Below are 17,838 nucleotides of genomic sequence, written 5' to 3'. Positions count from 1 at the left end.
GGGCGGCCGCTGCCGCCTACCGTCGTGCTCGACCCCCTCGCCCGCCGCCGGTCTGATCGGAGTAGGACATTGCTCGTCTGAGGTCCTGAGACACCGCGCCGTGCCGCAGCCGCGCCTTCCCGCGCCGCCTGCCGCCGCCGTGTCCGGCCTCCGCCGTACGAGCTGTCCCAGGCGGGCTTCCACTGTGCTCCCGTGCGCCCGAAGCCGTATGAGGCGACCGGAATCCGTCGGACCGCGGCCCCTCTTCGCGCGCCGGTGTCCCACCCGTTGCCCCCATGCCGCACCCACGCAACCGGGAGACCCGTATGCCATCCATCTCTTCCCGCACACCGTCCGCCCTCACGTGCACCGGGCTGTCCTTCGCCTGGCCGGACGGCTCTGCGGTCCTCGACGGCCTGGACCTCGCCGTGTCCCCCGGCAGGACCGGGCTCGTCGGCCGCAACGGCTCGGGGAAGTCGACGCTGCTGCGCCTGCTCGCCGGCGAACTCGCCCCGTCGGGCGGCAGCGTCCGCGCGGCCGGGGAGATCGGCTACCTCCCGCAGGACGCCGCCCTCGACACCGCGCTGCGCGTGGACGAGGCCCTCGGCGTCGCGGCCGCCCGGGCCGCCCTGCACGCCATCGAGCAGGGCGACGCACGCGAGGAGCACTTCGCCGCGGTCGGCGACGACTGGGACGTGGAGGAGCGGGCACGCGCCGCGCTCGACCGACTCGGCCTCGGCCACCTGGGACTCGACCGGACGGTCGGCGAGATGTCGGGCGGCGAGTGCGTGCTGCTGCGCCTCGCCGCACTCCAGCTGGCCCGGCCCGCGATCCTGCTGCTGGACGAGCCGACGAACAACCTCGACCTGGAGGCGCGGCGCCGCCTCTACACCGCGGTGGACTCCTGGCCGGGCGCCCTCGTGGCGGTCAGCCACGACCGGGAGCTGCTGGAGCGCGTGGACCGCATCGCCGAGCTGCGCGAGGGCGGGATCGTCTGGTACGGCGGCCCGTACTCCGTGTACGAGGAGATCGTCGCCGCCGCGCAGGAGGCGGCCGAGCGCACGGTGCGCACCGCCGAGGCGGACGTGCGCCGGCAACGCAGGGAACTCGCCGAGGCCCAGCAGAAGCTGTCCAAGCGCAAGCGCTACGGGCAGAAGAGCTACGACAACAACACCGTCCCGCGGATCGTCGCGCAGGAGCGCAAGCGCGCCGCCCAGGTGTCGGCGGGCAAGCACCGCACCCTGCAGGCGCAGCGGCTCACGGAGGCCCGGGAGCGGCTGGGCGAGGCGGTGGAGGCGGTGCGGGACGACGACGCGATCCGCGTCGAGCTGCCCCACACCGCCGTACCGCCGGGCCGCGAGGTGCTGCTGCTGCGCGACCTGACGCTCCGGCACGGCGCGCGCCTGGAGGGCGAGACGGCGGTGCGCGGACCGGAGCGCATCGCCCTCGTGGGCCGGAACGGCGCGGGCAAGTCGACACTGCTGCGGACGATCGCCGGAGAGGTGGAGCCGGTGGCGGGGCAGGCCGCGGTGCGGGTGCCGCTCCGCTTCCTGCCCCAGCGCCTGGACGTGCTGGACGACGAGGCGACGGTGGCGGAGAACGTGGCGCGGTTCGCCCCGGAGGCGACGCCGAACCGCGTCAGGGCGCGCCTCGCGCGGTTCCTGTTCCGCGGCGCGCAGGCGGACCAGCGGGCCGGGACGCTGTCGGGCGGGGAGCGCTTCCGGGCGGCGCTCGCGGCCCTGCTGCTGGCGGAGCCGGCGCCGCAGCTCCTGCTGCTGGACGAGCCGACGAACAGCCTCGACCTGGCGAGCGTGCGGAGTCTGACGGCGGCGCTGGAGGCGTACGAGGGGGCGTTGATCGTGGCCAGTCACGACGAACCGTTCCTGGAATCGATCGGGATCACTCGACGACTGACCATGAACAATCCTGAGCGTGACAGCGGGTAATCAGACAACTTCATGACAGATCTTGGCCATACCCTTACGGCCTGCTTAACCTACGGTCTCGTAACCTACGAGCCCGTAGGTAATGATCCCGTTTTTCCAGGAGCGCCCCGTGACCCTCACCTCTCCCCACCTCGGCAGTTCGGCGGAGTGGACCGACGCCCGGCTGCTGTACGCACTGGAAGAGGTCGTCGAGACGGAGCTCAACCGTCATCTCAAGGTCGTCAAGGACTGGATGCCGCACGAGTACGTCCCGTGGTCGGACGGCCGCAACTTCCCGCGGTTCTTCGAGGACGGCGAGGAGTGGGAGCCGGGGCAGTCGAAGGTCACCGACGTCGGCAGGACAGCGCTCATCGTGAACCTGCTGACGGAGGACAACCTGCCGAGCTACCACCACGAGATCGCCACCCTCTTCGGCCGGGACGGCGCCTGGGGCACCTGGGTGCACCGGTGGACCGCCGAGGAGGGGCGGCACGGCATCGTGATGCGCGACTACCTGCTGACGTCGCGCGCCGTGGACCCGGACAAGCTGGAGCAGTTCCGCATGTCCCACATGAGCGAGGGCTTCGAGTCGGACAACCGCCACTCGATGCTGCACTCCGTGGCGTACGTGGCGTTCCAGGAGCTGGCGACGCGCATCTCGCACCGCAACACCGGCCACCACTCGGGCGACCCGGTCTGCGACCGGATGCTGTCCCGCATCGCGACCGACGAGAACCTGCACATGGTGTTCTACCGGAACCTGCTGTCGGCGGCGTTCGGGCTCGCGCCCGACCTGACCATGCAGGCGGTGCGGGACGTGGTGGTCGACTTCCGGATGCCGGGCCACGGCATCCCGGGCTTCGAGCGGGCCGCCGCCCAGATGGCGATCGGCGGGATCTACAACCTGCGCATCCACCACGACGACGTCCTGCAGCCGGTGCTGCGCTTCCTGAAGGTCATGGAGATCGACGGGCTCGGCCCCGAGGGCCGCAAGGCCCAGGAGGAGCTCGGGCTCTACATGGACGGGCTGGACACGGAGGCGAAGCGGTTCGACGAGAAGCTCGCCACGCGCCAGGCCCGGCTGGCGGCACGGGCGGCGCGGACCGACTGACCCGGCCGTCCGCGGGCCCCGGGGCGCCCCGCGCAGCGGGCCGGCCTCGTCGTGCAGCGGGCCGGCCCTTTCACGCCGGCGGGCAGCCTTCCTCAGGCAGGGGGCCGCAGGCGGCAGGCCACCCGGCAGCGGGCCGCAGGCAGCGTGGGCGGCGCGGCGCCGGAGGCTGCCCGCGCGCCGCCGTCAGGCCGCCTGCCGCTCGCGGCGCCCGCGCCTGAGGGCGAGCCGCTCCTGCTCCGACAGCCCGCCCCAGACCCCGAACCGCTCGTCGTGCGCCAGCGCGTACTCCAGGCAGGCGCCCCGCGCGTCGCAGCGCCCGCAGAGGAACTTCGCCTCCCGGGTGGAGGAGCCGGGCTCGGGGAAGAACAGCTCCGGGCCGGTCTGGGCGCACAGGGCGGTCTTCTGCCAGGAGAGCTCGGGGTCGTGCGGAGCGGGGAGGGCGGCGCTGTTCACGGTGCTGTTGATCGGCATGGGCCCACCCTCCCCGTACGCGATAAACGACCGGTCAACGAACGGTCAACGGTGACGCGGCGGTCGCGCCCCGCCAGGATGGCCCCGCGTGGTGCGGCGGCGCAAAGGGTCGGCCGACTCGGCGCGGCGCCACCCGGGGCTCCGGGCGGCACGGCCCCGGAGCCGTACCGGACGGCGTCCCGGTGGCCGTACCGGACGGCGTCCCGGCGGGTGCACCGGACGGGGGTACGGGCGGGTGCACCGGACGGGGGTAGGGCGCCTCGTTGCGCGTACGGCCGCCCGGCGGCGCAGCCGGGAATCATGCCGGCCCGGAGTCACGCGTCCGCTCCGGCAGCCGCGCCGAACCCGGCTCCGGGGACCCGTCAGGGAGTGCGGGCGGCGCGTTCCAGCAGCGCGAAGCGGGCGCCGTACGGATCCGTGAGCTTCGCCGCGCGGCCGAGACCCGCGAGCTTCACCGCCTCCCTCCGCACGGAGCCGCCCAGCCGCTCGACCTGCGCGACGGCCCCGTCCAGGTCGGTCACCTGGAAGTAAGGGGTCCACGAGGGGCCGCTCTCCGCCTCCGAAGGGTCCTCCGCCAGCGGGACGACACCGCCGAAGGCGTCCTCCAGTGAGGACCGCCCCGTCCCGGACGGCTGAAGGAGGGTGTAGCCGGAGCCTCCCGCCGCGGGGTCGGCCGTGTGGGCCTCCATGCCGAAGACCAGGTCGTAGAAGGACAGGTCGGTGACCGGGTCGGGGGTGTAGAGCTCGGTCCAGGAGAGCGCGTTCGGTTCGCCGACCGCGTCGAGCCCCTTGTTCGTGCCGGGCTGCCACACACCGAAACCGGCCCCGGTCGGATCGCTGAACAGCGCCATCCGGCCGAGGTCGTGCACGTCCATGGGCGCGAGGCCCACCGCGCCCCCGCCCTGCTGCACGGCCGCGGCGGCGGCGTCGGCGTCGGGCGCCTGGAAGTAGACCGTCCACGCGGAACGGCCGTGCTCGGCGGGGATGGCCATGGCGCCTGCGACGGTGCTGCCACCGCGCTGGAACATGCCGTATCCGCCGGAGTCCGGTCCGGCGTCCTGGAACGTCCAGCCGAACAGCCCTTGGTAGAAGGACCGGGCGCCGTCCAGGTCGGGAGTGCCGAGGTCGACCCAGTTCGGGGCGCCGGTGACGAAGCGGGTGGTGAGCATGGGGTGCGCTGCTCCTTCGGGTGCCGGTGGTGGGGGCGCTGCCGCCGGGGCGGCGGGCCGAACGTGACGGTGCGGCGGGGCGGGCGGCACCACGCGGGTGCCGCGGACCCCATCCGGTGCCGTGCCCGGCCGCCTGCGGACGGGTCCCGGGCGTGCGGCGCGCGGTGTGCGGGTCCCGTGACCGGTTTACCCCTTCCCACCGCTGCCCGCCCGGCGCGCCGCGCCCGGCGGGTCCTGCGACGTGTGCGAAATCCGCGAGCGGAAGGGCCTCTTCCGCTCCCTCTTCCGCTCCCTCTTCCGCGCCCTCCTCCGCTCCCTCCTCCGCTCCCTCTGCTTGCACGTGCTGCGCGGTCTGCGACGCTTCGGGGCCCGGGGCCTATGTGCTCGGTCTGCTCCGCCGGGCCTCCTCGCGGGCCCCGGGGTCCTCCTCGGCGCGCTTCCCGCCGTCTGTCGGGTGGTCCTCCTCGGCGCGCTTCCCGCTGCTCCCCTTCGCACGGCTGGGCTGCACCCGTGTGGGTTCGCCCGGCATCTTCGGATGGTCCGGCGGATACGGCAGGTCGCCGAGCCCGTGCTCGCGCTCGTCGCGTTCGGCCAGCTCCAGCAGCCCCTCCAGGCCGAAGGCGTGCTCCTCCATGTCGGCGTGGACGTCGCCCTCGTCCTGGTACCGCACGGGCATGGTGGCCAGGTCGAAGTCGCGGGGGTCCACGTCGTCGAGCTCCTGCCAGCGCAAGGGCGCGGACACCGGCGCGTGGGGCTTGGGCCGGATGGAGTACGCGGAGGCGATGGTCCGGTCCCGGGCGGTCTGGTTGTAGTCGACGAAGATCCGCTCCCCCCGCTCCTCCTTCCACCAGGCCGTGGTGACCCGGCCCGGCATCCGGCGCTCCAGCTCGCGGCCGACCGCGATGGCGGCGCGGCGCACCCCCGCGAAGGTCCAGCGCGGGGCGATCGGCACGTAGACGTGCAGCCCGCGGCCGCCGGAGGTCTTGGGCCAGCCCCGCAGTCCGTACTCGTCGAGCAGGGCGCGCAGCTCGTGGGCGGCCCGTACGGCGTCGGTGAAGCCCGTGCCGGGCTGCGGGTCCAGGTCGATGCGCAGTTCGTCGGGGTGGTCGGTGGCGTCGCCGCGCACCGGCCACGGGTGGAAGGTGAGCGTGCCGAGGTTGGCGGCCCACAGGACGGCGGCGACCTCGGTGGGGCGGATCTCGTCGGCCGAACGGCCGCTGGGGAAGGAGATGTGGGCGGTGGGGATCCAGTCGGGCAGGTTCTTGGGGGCCCGCTTCTGGAAGAAGGACTCGCCCTCGACGCCGTCGGGGAACCGCTCCAGGGTGGTCGGCCGGTCGCGCAGGGCGCGGGTGATGCCGTCGCCGACGGCCAGGTAGTAGCGGGCGACGTCCAGCTTGGTGAAGCCCCGCTCCGGGAAGTAGACCTTGTCCGGGTTGCTCAGGCGCACCTTGCGGCCTCCGGCCTCCAACTCCACCGCATCTGCCATAGCCGCCACGGTAGGCCGAGCCGACATGACGCGCATATCGGGCTACCTCCTTCCGTTTCGGGCAGAATCGCGCCATGGACCTGCCGGTGATGCCGCCCGTGAAGCCGATGCTGGCCAAGAGCGTGAAGACGATCCCGCCGGGGATGCAGTACGAGGCCAAGTGGGACGGGTTCCGGGCGATCGTGCACCGGGACGGCGCCGAGGTGGTGATCGGCAGCCGCACGGGCAAGCCGCTGACCCGCTACTTCCCCGAGCTGGCGGACGCGGCGCGGGAGCGTCTGCCGGAGCGGTGCGTGGTGGACGGCGAGATCGTCATCGCATGCGAAGGGCGTCTGGACTTCGACCGGCTGACCGAGCGCATCCATCCCGCGGATTCGCGCGTGCGGACGCTGGCCGAGCGGACTCCGGCGCGGTTCGTCGCCTTCGACCTGCTCGCTCTGGACGACGTGTCGCTCATGGGCGCCCCGCTGGCGGAGCGCCGCGCGGCACTGGAGCGCGTCCTCGCGGGCGTGCGCCCCCCGGTGCACCTGGCGCCCGCCACGACGGACCGCGAGGTGGCCGGGGACTGGTTCGAGCGGTACGAGGGCGCCGGGCTCGACGGGATCGTCGCCAAGCCGCTCGACCTGCCCTACCGCCCGGACGCCCGGGTCATGTACAAGGTCAAGCACGAGCGGACCGCGGACGTGGTGGTGGCCGGGTACCGCTTCCACAAGAGCGGCCCGGTGGTCGGCTCGCTGCTGCTCGGGCTGTACGACGCGAAGGGGGCGCTCCAGCACGTGGGGGTGTGCGCGGCGTTCACCGCACGCCGCCGCGAGGAGCTGGTGCGGGAGCTGGAGCCACTGGTCATGGACCCGCCGGACGGCCATCCGTGGGCCTCGTGGGCGGACGCCGCGGCGCACGAGGCGGGGCGGCTGCCGGGGGCGCCGAGCCGGTGGTCGGGGAAGAAGGACCTGTCGTGGGTGGCGCTGCGGCCGGAACGGGTGTGCGAGGTGGCGTACGACCACATGGAGGGCGACCGCTTCCGGCACACGGCGCAGTTCCGCCGCTGGCGCCCCGACCGCGCCCCGGAGAGCTGCGGCTACACCCAGTTGGAGGAGCCCGTCTCGTACGACCTGGACGCGGTCCTGTCGGGGCGCTGACACCTGCGGGTGCCGGGCTCCGCGCGGACGCCGGTGCGCGGCCTGCGCGGCAGCCCGGCCGTCACTCGGACCGCTCCCCGCGCTCCCCCTTGGGGCCGCGGCCGCGTTCGGTGCGCGGGCCGCGCGCACTCCACTCGGGGCTCTCCTGCAGTTTCGCGTTCGCCTCCTCGTTCGCGTCCTGGTCGGGCACGCCCTGGTTCTCCGCCTCCTTGCGCAGCCGGGCGCGGTGGACGTCGTACTTCTTGCTGCCGGGCTCTGGCATGGCGATCACCTCCAAGGGCCGACGGGTACCCCGGTGCGGGGCGGGAACGCAGGACCGTTGCAGGACGGGGACGGACCCGGGGGCGGAGCGGGGTGCGGAAGCCGTCACCATAGGGGGGTACACCCCGCAGTCGAAGGCCTGCCACAAGCAGGACAGCAGCAGACAAGGACCTCACGTGACCGTGTCGCGTCTCATCCCCGTCCCGATCCCCGACCAGGTCGCCGCCATGATCGGTTCCTGTATGCCGCTGGGTGTCCTGCAGGCGGAGGTCGACGCCGTGTGCGCGGCGCGCGAGGTGCGCCGGTTCCGCGGCCCGCTGTGCGCCGAGGACCAGGCGGACCGGGAGTACGCCCTGTCGGCGCTGGCCCGCGCCAACAAGGTGCTTGCCGCGTACAACCCGGGCCTGGTGCTGCGACCCGGCACCGGCGTCCGCTAGCGTCCCCGGCCGGCCGGCCCGCAGCGGCTGGTCACGCCGCGCAGCAGCGACCGGGACGCTCCCGTGGTCCCGCGGCGCCTCGGCCGACTCCTCGGCCGGGCAGCCGGCGCGGGCTTCCGAGCGGGGAGGCGGGCTTCAGTCGAAGGCCCCGTCCACATACGCCCACCGGCCGTCGGCCTTCTCGAAGCGGCTGCGTTCGCGCAGGGTGCCGGGGCTGCCGGCGTGGGTGTAGTGGGCCGCGAACGTGACGGTGCCGGCGGTGTGGAAGAGGGTGCCGTCGGAGGTGTCCAGGATCTCCAGGCCGGTCCAGTGCAGTTCCGGGTCGAAGTCCACGCCGTGCGGACGCGTCGCCGCCGACCAGGTGCGCAGGAGGTACGGCTCGTCCCGTACGGCGAAGGCGCTGTAGCGGGAGCGCATCAGCAGCTCGGCCGTCGGCGCCGCCGCGGTGCCCGCGTGGAAGCGCCCGCAGCAGGCGGCGTACGCGGCGGGCAGGCCGCACGGGCACGGGTCGTCGGCCCGCACGGCGGGCTGCGGTCGGGGGGCCGGGGGCGGGGCGGGCTTGCCGCGGCGGTTCCTGGTCGTGCGTCGGGACATGGGGCCATTGTGCCGGGGCCGCCGCCGGGGCGTGCTTTCGGTCATTGTGCGGCAGGGGCCGCACGGCACTTCCGGGTCCCGCGGGGCGGCCCTATCCTCCTGCGCCACACGGGAGTTACCGCCGGTAAAGGGGTGGGCATGGACCGTACGGGTACGACGCGCCGGATCTTCATGGCGGGCGCCGCCGCCACGGGCGCAGGGGCGGCGGGCCTCACCGCACCGCCCGCGCAGGCCGCCCCCGCGCCGAGCGGCCCCGACCGGACCGCCGGGGGCGGGCGGGCACCGTCGGTCGCGGTGCTGGGCGGCGGGGTGGCCGGCCTCACCGCCGCCCACGAACTCGCCGAACGGGGTTTCCGGGTCACCGTCTACGAGCGCCGCGCCCTCGGCGGCAAGGCCCGCAGCATGGACGTGCCCGGGAGCGCGCGCGGCGGCCGCCGGCCGCTCCCCGCCGAGCACGGGTTCCGGTTCATCCCGGGCATCTACCACAACCTGCCGGACACGATGCGCCGCATCCCGTTCCCGGGGAACCCGCGCGGTGTCTTCGACAACCTCGTGGCGCCCCGCGAGATGCTGTTCGCCCGCAGCGGCCGCGAGGACCTGCGGTTCGCGATCCCCTGGCCGGGCCACCGGCCGGAGCGGCTGACACTGGACGAGTTGCGCCGCGCGCTGACGGCCTTCGTCGACACCGCCGTCCGCCTCCCGGCACACGAGACGGCGTACTTCGTGGGGCGCGCCCTGGTGTTCCTGACGAGCTGCCAGGAGCGGCGGGACGGCGAGTGGGAGCGCACCCCGTGGTGGGAGTTCACCCGGGCCGCCCGGATGTCCGAGGACTACCAGCGGATCCTCGCCGTCGGCGTGACCCGCAACATCGTCGCCACGAAGGCGGAGGAGGCCAGCACGCGGACGGTCGGCACGCTCGGCGAGGCGTTCGTCCTCAACGCGCTGGGCCGGGGCGCGGACGGCCCGCCGGACCGGATCCTCAACGCGCCCACGAACGAGGCGTGGATCGACCCGTGGGCCGCGCACCTGCGGAGCCTGGGCGTCGCCCTGGAGGTCGGCTGGACGCTGCGCGAGCTCGTGTACGAGGACGGGGCGATCCGGGCGGCGCGCATGGAGGACCCCGGCGGCGTACGGCGGGACGTGACCGCCGACCACTATGTCTGCGCCCTGCCGGTGGAGCACGCCCGGCGGACCTGGGGGCCCGCGCTGCGGGCCGCCGATCCGCAGCTGGCCCGCTGCGACCGGCTCCGCACGGACTGGATGACCGGCATCCAGTTCTATCTGACGGAGCGGCCGCCGCTGGTGAGGGGCCATGTGAACTGCGTGGACTCGCCGTGGGCGCTGACCGCCATCGCGCAGGCCCACCACTGGGCCCGCGACTTCCCCGCCGAGTACGGCGACGGGCTGGTCGCCGACTGCCTGTCGGTGGACGTCTCGGAGTGGGACCGTCCGGGCATCCTGTACGGGAAGACCGCGAAGCAGTGCACCCGGGAGCAGGTCGCGCGCGAGGTGTGGGCGCAGTTGAAGGCGGCGCTCAACGACACCGGGCACCCCGCGCTGAAGGACAGCGCCCTGCACGGCTGGTTCCTGGACCCGGCGGTGGACGGCCTCGGCACCCCGCATCCGACGAACGAGGACGAGCTGCTCATCCACCCGGTGGGGACGTTCCACGACCGGCCCCGGGCGGCCACCCGTGTGCCGAACCTGTTCCTCGCCGGGGACTACGTCTCCGTCGACATCGACCTCGCCACGATGGAGGGCGCCAACGCGGCGGCCCGGCAGGCTGTCAACGCGCTGCTGGACCGGACCGGTTCGGCGGCGCCGCGCTGCACGGTCCGCCCGCTGCTGCGGCCGCCGGAGCTGGAGGGCCTGAAGCGGCACGACCTGTACCGCTACCGGATGGGGCTGCCCCACGCACTCGATCTCGGCTAGCGCCCCGGCCCAGTAGCGTACGGGGGCATGAAGCTGACGATTCTGGGCGGCGGCGGGTTCCGTGTGCCGCTGGTGTACCGGGCGCTCCTGGCGGACCGCGGCGAGGGGCGGGTCACCCGCGTCGTCCTGCACGACGTGGACGCCGCGCGGCTGGGGGCGATCGGCCGCGTGCTCGCCGAGCAGGCCGACGGGGTGCCCGGCGCCCCCGCCGTGACGGTGACGGCGGGTCTGGACGAGGCGCTGCGGGGCGCGGACTTCGTGTTCTCGGCGATCCGCGTGGGCGGGCTCGCGGGACGTGCCGCGGACGAGCGGGTGGCGCTGGCCGAGGGGGTCCTCGGCCAGGAGACGGTGGGCGCGGGCGGTATCGCGTACGGGCTGCGGACCGTTCCGGTGGCGGCGCACATCGCCCGGCGGGTGGCCGCCGTGGCTCCGGACGCCTGGGTCATCAACTTCACGAACCCGGCGGGCCTGGTGACGGAGGCGATGTCCCGGGTGCTGGGCGACCGGGTGATCGGGATCTGCGACTCGCCGGTGGGACTGGCCCGCCGGGTGGCGCGCGTGCTGGGGGTGGACCCGGCCGACGCCTGGGCGGACTACGTGGGACTCAACCACCTGGGCTGGCTGCGCGGGCTGCGGGTCGGCGGGCGCGACGTGCTGCCCGAACTGATGGCGGACCCGGAGCTGCTCGGCTCGTTCGAGGAGGGCCGGCTGTTCGGCCCGCAGTGGCTGCGGTCGCTGGGCGCGGTGCCCAACGAGTACCTGCACTACTACTACTTCGGCCGGGAGACCGTGCAGGCGTACCGGGAGGCCGCGGGCGCGGACGGGACGCGGGGGGCGTACCTGCTGCGCCAGCAGGCCGGTTTCTACGCGGACGCGGCGCGGCCGGGCGTGAAGGCCCTCGACGCGTGGCTGCGGACCCTCGCCGAGCGGGAGGCCACGTACATGGCGGCCAACCGGGCGGCGTCCGGCGACACCGGGGGGCGGGCCGAGGAGGACCTGGAGCCGGGCGGGTACGAGCAGGTCGCGCTCGCCCTGATGCGGGCCGTCGCCCGCGGGGAGCGGACCACGCTCGTCCTCAACGTCCGCAACGGGTCGGCGCTGCCGGTGCTGGATGCGGACGCGGTGGTGGAGGTGCCCTGCCTGGTGGACGCGAACGGCGCGCGCCCGGTGGCCGTGGACCCGCTGCCGTACCACGCGGTGGGACTGGTGACGGCGGTCAAGGCGGTGGAGCGGGAGGTGCTGGCGGCGGCCGAGACGGGCTCGCGCGAGGCGGCCGTGAAGGCGTTCGCCCTGCACCCGCTGGTCGACTCGGTGGCGGTGGCGCGACGGCTGCTGGAGGCGTACCGCAGGGAGCATCCCGGGCTCGCGTACCTGTCGTGAGGGGCCTGCGGGGCGGCTGGGCCCGGCCGGCCGTGAGCGGCGCGGGCGGCCGACAAGGGCCTCTTTACGGGGTGTCGGGCCGCTCCTACGCTCCGGCCCCATGGTTGCTCAAGGCGCACGACTGCGCAGACTCGCCGTGTTCGCGGCCGCCGCGTGCCTGCTGTGGGCGGCGGTGCCGGGCGCGGGGGCATCCGCCGCCGGCCGGTACGGCGAGGCCGCCGCGGCGCCCCCGACGCCGCCGCGGCCGTCGTCCCCGTAGAGATCACGGGCCCCGCGGAGAAACGGTTCAACATGGTCTTCATCGGCGACGGCTACACCGCAGGGGAGCTGCCGCGGTTCCGCGCGGACGTGGACCGGCACGTCAAGGTCCTGTGGAGCATCGAGCCGTTCCGGTCCTACCGCTCCTACGTCAACGTGTGGGCGGTGCAGGTGCCGTCGCCCGATTCCGGAGTGGACTGCGACCCCTCACTGGACGGGCCGCGCCGCGACACCCCGCTCGGCATGGGCTTCTGGGGCGGCTGCGATCCGCGGAGCGTGCAGCGGCTGCTCGCGGTGGACGGCGCGGCGGCCGCGCGGTACGCGGACCTGGTGGCGGGGACGTCCGCCGCCAACCGGCAGATCGTGGCCCTGGCCCACAGCAGCACGTACGGCGGCGCCGGCGGCACCTTCGCGACGGCCTCCGGCGGCAACGCGCTGTCGTCGCAGATCACCCCGCACGAGATCGGGCACTCGCTGGGCGGGCTGCAGGACGAGTACGACTACTACGCGCGGGGCATGCCCGGCGGGGCGTACGGGGGCGGCGAGCCGGCGTCGGCGCACCACACGGTGCTCACCTCGGAGCAGCTGCGCGACCGGCGTGCCAAGTGGTGGCGGTGGCTGGGCGAGGAGAGCGAGGCGGGCGGTGTCATCGGGCGGTACGAGGGCGGGCTGTACTCCACGGGGGGTGTGTGGCGGCCGACGCGGCACTCCCTGATGAAGACGCTCGGATACCCCTTCGACGAGGTGGGCCGCGAGGTGATGGTACAGGCGGTCTCGGCGAAGGTGGACCTGGTGCAGGGGCACACCCCGAACGGGGCGCCGATCGGCGCGGACCGCACGGTGTGGGTGGACACGCTGCACCCGCTGGGCGGTGAGCTGGACGTGGTGTGGCGGCTGGACGGCCGGCCCCTGCCCGCGGGCGGCGCCCGGACGGTGGATCTGCGGCGGCTGCCCCTGACTCCCGGCCGGCACGCCCTGACGGCGACGGTGACGGACCCGACGCCGTTCGTCCGCGACCCGGCGGTGCGCGGTTCGGCGGCGCTGACCCGGTCCGTGGCGTGGACGGTGGACACCCGGCTGCCGACCCGTCCGCAGCGGGTGGCGGTGCGGTTCACGTCGCACACGCCGACGCAGACGCCGGTGGGGGCCTGGTCGGTGGTCCACGCGGACACGACGCATCCGCCCGACCGGATCCCGGCCGTGCGGTGGGCGCTGGACGGCCGGCCGGTGGCGAACCCGGGCAACGACCGCGACCTGGACCTGTCGGCGCTGCGCATCCGGCCCGGCAGGCACACGCTGACGGCGCGGATCGCCGGGACGGCGCACGTCCTGCGCTGGACGGTCGACGCCGCGCCGGCCGAGGCGTCGTACGAGCTGTCCGCGCCGCTGCGCACGGTGCGCGAGCCGGGGCGGCCGGTGGAGTACGTGTACGACGGGCCGTTCACGATGCGGTTGGACGCGGCCGACGACCACGGCGGTCACGTCGTCACCCAGTTCCGGGTGAACGGGGACGGCTGGTACACGTACTACGGCTGGCCGACGGACGCGCGGGCGCCGTTCCTCTTCACCCCGTCGGGCACGGAGATCGACGGGCTGGTGTACGGGAAGCTCGGCAGTCCCCGCGCGGTGCCGTGGGACGACGCGGCCCCCCGGTACGGCACGCACACCGTCGAGTACCGGACGATCGACCCGGCCGGGAACACCGGTGCGGCGGGAAGGTTCCTCGTCACACTGGTGCGCCCGGCCGGGTCCTGATGCCCCGTCAGGGGACGCGGGCCACGGCGGCGTAGCCGGGGATGGGGCCGTCCCCGCTGACGGGGACGGCCTCGCCCAGCTCCGGGTGCCACTCGGCGGTGAGCGAGACGCCGGGCTCCACGAGCTCCAGCTTGCCGAAGAAGCGGGCGAACTCCTCGCGGCTGCGCGGCCGCAGCGTCAGGCCGCGGCCCTGGTACACGGCGCGGGCCTTCGCGGCGCCCTCCGGGTCGAAGTCGCCGGTGACGTGGGACAGGACCAGGTAGCTGCCGGGGGCGAGCGTCCCGACGAGCCGGTCCACCAGTTCGTACGCGCCGTCCTCGTCGTCCACGAAGTGCAGCAGGGCCAGCAGCGACAGCGCGACGGGGCGTGTGAAGTCCAGTACCTCCCCGGCGCGTTCGAGGATCGCGTCGGGTTCGCGGGCGTCGGCCTGGATGTAGGAGGTGACGCCCTCCGGGGTGGAGCGCAGCAGCGCCTCGGCGTGGGCCAGGACGATCGGGTCGTTGTCGCAGTAGACGATCCGCGCCTCGGGTGCCACCTGCTGGGCGATCTGGTGCAGGTTGGGCTCGGTGGGGATGCCGGTGCCGATGTCCAGGTACTGCCGGATGCCGGCCTGCGTGCCGAGCCAGCGGGTCGCCCGGTGCATGAACGCCCGGTTGACGCGGGCCATGTCGCGGCCGCGGGCGTCGATGGTGAGGAGCTGGCGGGCCATCTCCTCGTCGACCGGGTAGTTGTCCTTGCCGCCGAGGAACCAGTCGTACATCCGCGCGGGGTGCGGCTTGCTGGTGTCGATCTGGACGGCGGGCCGTGCGGCGTCGGTCATCTGACGCTCCCGTGGTGTGGGGTCGGGTTCCTGGTCGGGCCTGACGCGTCGCCGGGGCAACGCTGGTGACGCACCATCATGCAGGGTGCCGGGCCGGATCAGCCGGTCGGGGTGAGCAGGAAGTCGGCCTGCCCGGACTTGGCGCCCTCGATGAAGGCGGCGATCTCGTGGGGGCTGTAGATGAGGGCGGGGCCGTCCGGGTCGGCGGACTGGCGCACCGCGACCCTGCCGTCGGCCAGCTTCATGGCCTCGAAGCAGTTGCCGCCGTTTCCACCGCTCCACGGCTTGTGCCAGCCCTCGGTGCCAAGGTCCGCGGCGCGCATGCCGTTGTAGATGCGATCCATTCACAGCTCCTTGCGGAAACCCCGGAGGATCTCCTTCGTACGTTGTGCTGTGGCGGCCTGGGCCGCCATGCGGTCCATGACCTCGAGGTGGGAGGCCACCTCGGGGCGCGCGTCCAGATAGACGGCGCCGGTCAGGTACTCGCTGTAGACCATGTCCGGGAGCTCCGGCATGGCGAACCGGAAGAGCACGAAGGGGCCGTACGTGCCGGGGTGGTGGCCCGTCGCGAACTCCGCGACCTGCAGGGTGACGTGGGGCAGCTCGGCGGCTTCGAGGAGCCGGTCCGCCTGGGCCCGCATGACGGCGGGGCCGGTGCCCGGGGGCCGGCGGCGCAGCACCGTCTCGTCCATGACCACCCAGAACCGGGGCGGCTCCGGCCGGGTCAGCAGCGCCTGCCGCTCCATGCGCAGGGCCACGTGGCGTTCGATGTCGTCGTGCTTGACCGGGCCCACCGCCCCGGCGCGGAGCACGGCCCGGGCGTAGTCCTCGGTCTGGAGGAGGCCGGGGACGAAGTGGGGCTCGTAGGCCCGGATGAGGCTCGCGGCGCCCTCCAGGCTGACGTACATGCTGAACCAGCCGGGCAGGACGTCGTGGAAGCGCTGCCACCAGCCCGGTTTGTTGGCCTCCTCGGCGAGCCGGACGAAGCCGTCGGCCTCCTCCGCCTCGACCCCGTAGGCCTGGAGGAGCAGCTGCACGTAGGGGATCTTCAGGGCGACCTCGGCGGTCTCCATCCTGCGGATCGTGGCGGGGGCCACGCGCAGGACCTTCGCGGCCTCCTCGCGCTTGAGGCCGGCGCGCTCCCGCAGGTCCTGCAGGCGCCTGCCGAGGACGACCTGCCCGACCGTGGGGGCTGACCGCGGCTCGCTCACTTCTGACCTCCCCACGTGCCGGTGTGTGCGTCGAGTCTGCCATGGGACGGGCAGAGAGAACACAGCACTCTGCAATTTTCAGAGTGCCACTTGCCAAGTGTTGGCGCCGGGAGGAAAGTATTCCGATGAACCAGTTGGTGAACCAGTTCACGCGGCTGCTGCGTGCTGCGCCCCGGTGACGGCGCGGCGCGGCAGGGCCGCGCCCCCATGTGAGGAATCGGTCGTGGCACCTGGTAACGCGCTCACCCCCCGGCTCACAGCGCCACGACCCGGTGCCGCGGTGCCCCCGCAGCGGACCGCCGCCCACCCGTCCACGGCTGCCGATCTCCGCCGATTCGCGTTCGAGCTGCCCTCCCGCGCCGAGTCGGTGGCCCGCGCCCGGGGGCTGGTCGCGGACCGGCTGGTCCGCTGGAGCGCCGACGCGGACATCCGGGACGCCGCGGAGCTCGTGGTGTCGGAGCTGTTCACCAACGCCGTCCTGCACACCCTCAGCAGCCGGATCGTGTGCGAACTGCGCGACCGGGGCGACCGGTTGAGGGTGGCCGTCCATGACGAGGGGCGCCCGGCCGGCACACCGCGGCCGCGTTCGGCCGAGGCCGGGGAGTGCGGCCGGGGCTGCTGATCGTCGACGCGGTGTGCAGCGCGTGGGGGGCGCACGACGCGCGGCACGGAGCGGGGCGCATCGTGTGGGCGGAGTTGACGCACGACCGGGCGGAACCGTGCTGAGGCCGGCGCCGTGCTGACGTCCGTGGTGAGCCTGTCGACCGCCCGCGGCACGCAGCCGGGCCTCCCGCACCTGCGGGAGGTGCAGTTGTCACCGCCGCCCCACCTGACGGCGGCGCTGGGCTGCGACGCGGTCGGTGTGCCGTCCCGGTACGGGGCGCGGCTGCTGGGCCGGCTGCCGGGCAACGGCTGCGTGTTCGCCGACCCCGAGTGGTGGTGGTGGCTGGTCCCCGCCGGTTCCGACGCGGACCTGCGCTGGCCGCTGCCCGCCTGCTACGCGCCCGGGGCGTACGTCCCCGACCGCCGCCCCCGCCTCATCCACCGGCCGGGCTGCACGTCGCCCTACACTCCGCCCATCCCGCTGTACCTGATGGTCTGCCAGCTCACCGGCACGGCCCCCTCGTGGACGCTGCCGGAGGTCGGCTCGCGCCACTGACCGCGCCCCTGAACGCGCCGCTGACCGGCGGCCGCCCGCTGCGGGCCGTGGCGGCCGCCCGCGCGGGCCGGGACCGGTGCCGCCTGCGAGCGCGAGGCCGGTGCCGCCTGCCCTGGGTGCGGGGCTCATCCCCCCGGCGGGACCGCGGCGCCGCAGTACCCGCCGCGCTCCCGGCCAGGGTGCGGGGCCCGGAGACCCCGCGCCGGGGCAAGGCGGCGCCCCTGCCCTCGTCCCCACCCTCCTCCGCGGCGGACCCCGGCCCGGCCCCGGGGAGCCGGGCGGCCCTCTCGTCCGGCTTCGTCCGGCGCAGCGGCGCTGCCACGCGATCGCCCGCGGGCCGTGCGGGTGTCGTGCCAGGGCTGCACCATGGGACTCCCTTGCGCCGCGCCCCTCCGGGAGCCGCCCTTCCGGAAGGTATCGGAAATTACCGGTCGCCAGGAGAGGGAAGGTACGTCCCCCGCTCGCCGGTGTCAACGACGCTTGGTGCAGAGGGGGTTGGCGGCAGGCGACGGCGGCGACACCGTCCGCCGGGGGGCTTCGGCGGGCCGTACGGGAGGCGGGCCGTACGGGGGGCGGGCCGTACGGGAGGCGGGCCGTACGGGAGGCGGGCCGGCAGTGACGCGGGGACCGGTCGGGTACGGGCCGGTCGGTGCGGGTTGGTCAGTGCGGGTCGGCGTAAGCGGCGCCCGTCGGTGCCGTCCGTGCGGGCGGCCCGTCCTGGTCGGCGTACGCGGCGGGGCGTGTCGTCGGC

The 17,838-nt window shown here is 74.5% G+C and carries 17 protein-coding genes and 1 pseudogene; 10 read left to right on the top strand and 8 right to left on the bottom strand.

Features of this window, described 5'->3' with window-relative positions; genetic code table 11:
• Nucleotides 1-305 precede the first annotated feature (305 nt).
• Together L6E17_RS23010 and L6E17_RS23005 are read left to right on the top strand one after the other, a co-directional pair.
• On the top strand, nt 306-1,925 hold the full coding sequence (locus L6E17_RS23010; protein ID WP_236242642.1) for an ABC-F family ATP-binding cassette domain-containing protein: 1,620 nt from the start codon (nt 306-308) through the stop codon (nt 1,923-1,925).
• Nucleotides 1,926-2,034: 109 nt separating this feature from the next.
• Nucleotides 2,035-3,015: an acyl-ACP desaturase gene (locus L6E17_RS23005; RefSeq protein WP_236242641.1), complete on the top strand. Its 981-nt coding sequence runs from the start codon at nt 2,035-2,037 to the stop codon at nt 3,013-3,015.
• Between the two features lie 183 nt (nt 3,016-3,198).
• Here the strand turns inward: L6E17_RS23005 and L6E17_RS23000 are convergent, their stop codons facing one another.
• The 3 genes from L6E17_RS23000 to ligD form a co-directional block, all read right to left on the bottom strand.
• A complete protein-coding gene (locus tag L6E17_RS23000) occupies nt 3,199-3,486 on the bottom strand; it encodes a WhiB family transcriptional regulator (protein ID WP_236242640.1) in 288 nt (95 codons plus the stop codon).
• 362 nt (nt 3,487-3,848) lie between these two features.
• Nucleotides 3,849-4,655 carry a VOC family protein gene (locus L6E17_RS22995; RefSeq protein ID WP_236242639.1) on the bottom strand — a complete coding sequence of 269 codons (807 nt, stop codon included), beginning with the start codon at nt 4,653-4,655 and terminating at the stop codon, nt 3,849-3,851.
• Between the two features lie 376 nt (nt 4,656-5,031).
• Entirely contained in the window at nt 5,032-6,141 is a 1,110-nt protein-coding gene (ligD, locus tag L6E17_RS22990; RefSeq protein ID WP_236242638.1) for a non-homologous end-joining DNA ligase, read from the bottom strand.
• 74 nt (nt 6,142-6,215) lie between these two features.
• On the opposite strand from ligD, the gene L6E17_RS22985 reads away from it, so the two are divergent.
• On the top strand, nt 6,216-7,280 hold the full coding sequence (locus tag L6E17_RS22985) for an ATP-dependent DNA ligase (protein ID WP_236242637.1): 1,065 nt from the start codon (nt 6,216-6,218) through the stop codon (nt 7,278-7,280).
• Nucleotides 7,281-7,341: 61 nt separating this feature from the next.
• Here the strand turns inward: L6E17_RS22985 and L6E17_RS22980 are convergent, their stop codons facing one another.
• Nucleotides 7,342-7,542, bottom strand: a complete 201-nt coding sequence (locus L6E17_RS22980) for a hypothetical protein (RefSeq protein WP_236242636.1) — start codon at nt 7,540-7,542, stop codon at nt 7,342-7,344.
• A 175-nt stretch (nt 7,543-7,717) separates the two neighbouring features.
• Between L6E17_RS22980 and L6E17_RS22975 the strand changes: the two genes are divergently transcribed.
• A complete protein-coding gene (locus L6E17_RS22975) occupies nt 7,718-7,978 on the top strand; it encodes a hypothetical protein (RefSeq protein ID WP_236242635.1) in 261 nt (86 codons plus the stop codon).
• A 135-nt stretch (nt 7,979-8,113) separates the two neighbouring features.
• Here the strand turns inward: L6E17_RS22975 and L6E17_RS22970 are convergent, their stop codons facing one another.
• Nucleotides 8,114-8,572, bottom strand: coding sequence for a YchJ family protein (locus L6E17_RS22970; protein ID WP_236242634.1), 459 nt, complete (start codon nt 8,570-8,572; stop codon nt 8,114-8,116).
• Between the two features lie 138 nt (nt 8,573-8,710).
• Here L6E17_RS22970 and L6E17_RS22965 point away from each other — a divergent pair, with 138 nt between their 5' ends.
• From L6E17_RS22965 to L6E17_RS22950, 4 genes are all read left to right on the top strand, one after another.
• Complete coding sequence (locus L6E17_RS22965; RefSeq protein WP_236242633.1) at nt 8,711-10,504, top strand: FAD-dependent oxidoreductase; 1,794 nt, start codon at nt 8,711-8,713, stop codon at nt 10,502-10,504.
• A gap of 27 nt (nt 10,505-10,531) precedes the next feature.
• A complete protein-coding gene (locus L6E17_RS22960; protein WP_236242632.1) occupies nt 10,532-11,884 on the top strand; it encodes a 6-phospho-beta-glucosidase in 1,353 nt (450 codons plus the stop codon).
• 100 nt (nt 11,885-11,984) lie between these two features.
• Nucleotides 11,985-12,143, top strand: a complete 159-nt coding sequence (locus tag L6E17_RS22955; protein WP_236242631.1) for a hypothetical protein — start codon at nt 11,985-11,987, stop codon at nt 12,141-12,143.
• Nucleotides 12,144-12,175: 32 nt separating this feature from the next.
• Entirely contained in the window at nt 12,176-13,897 is a 1,722-nt protein-coding gene (locus L6E17_RS22950) for a M64 family metallopeptidase (RefSeq protein WP_236242630.1), read from the top strand.
• Between the two features lie 7 nt (nt 13,898-13,904).
• On the opposite strand, the gene L6E17_RS22945 is transcribed toward L6E17_RS22950, so the two are convergent.
• The 3 genes from L6E17_RS22945 to L6E17_RS22935 form a co-directional block, all read right to left on the bottom strand.
• Nucleotides 13,905-14,717 (bottom strand): SAM-dependent methyltransferase, encoded by an 813-nt coding sequence (locus tag L6E17_RS22945; RefSeq protein ID WP_236242629.1) that lies wholly within the window; start codon nt 14,715-14,717, stop codon nt 13,905-13,907.
• Between the two features lie 98 nt (nt 14,718-14,815).
• Nucleotides 14,816-15,061: a DUF397 domain-containing protein gene (locus L6E17_RS22940; RefSeq protein WP_071284158.1), complete on the bottom strand. Its 246-nt coding sequence runs from the start codon at nt 15,059-15,061 to the stop codon at nt 14,816-14,818.
• Nucleotides 15,062-15,928: a helix-turn-helix transcriptional regulator gene (locus L6E17_RS22935; protein WP_236242628.1), complete on the bottom strand. Its 867-nt coding sequence runs from the start codon at nt 15,926-15,928 to the stop codon at nt 15,062-15,064. It abuts the gene before it with no gap.
• Between the two features lie 223 nt (nt 15,929-16,151).
• Here L6E17_RS22935 and L6E17_RS22930 point away from each other — a divergent pair.
• Nucleotides 16,152-16,654: pseudogene (locus L6E17_RS22930) on the top strand (ATP-binding protein).
• Between the two features lie 22 nt (nt 16,655-16,676).
• Nucleotides 16,677-17,087: a hypothetical protein gene (locus tag L6E17_RS22925; protein ID WP_374109126.1), complete on the top strand. Its 411-nt coding sequence runs from the start codon at nt 16,677-16,679 to the stop codon at nt 17,085-17,087.
• The last annotated feature ends 751 nt before the right edge of the window (nt 17,088-17,838 follow it).

This window comes from Streptomyces sp. CC228A (genome assembly GCF_021390935.1).
Classification (GTDB): Bacteria; Actinomycetota; Actinomycetes; order Streptomycetales; family Streptomycetaceae; genus Streptomyces.
The sequence above is the reverse complement of the archived record's forward strand: the minus strand, read 5'-3'. Positions and strand labels throughout refer to the sequence as shown.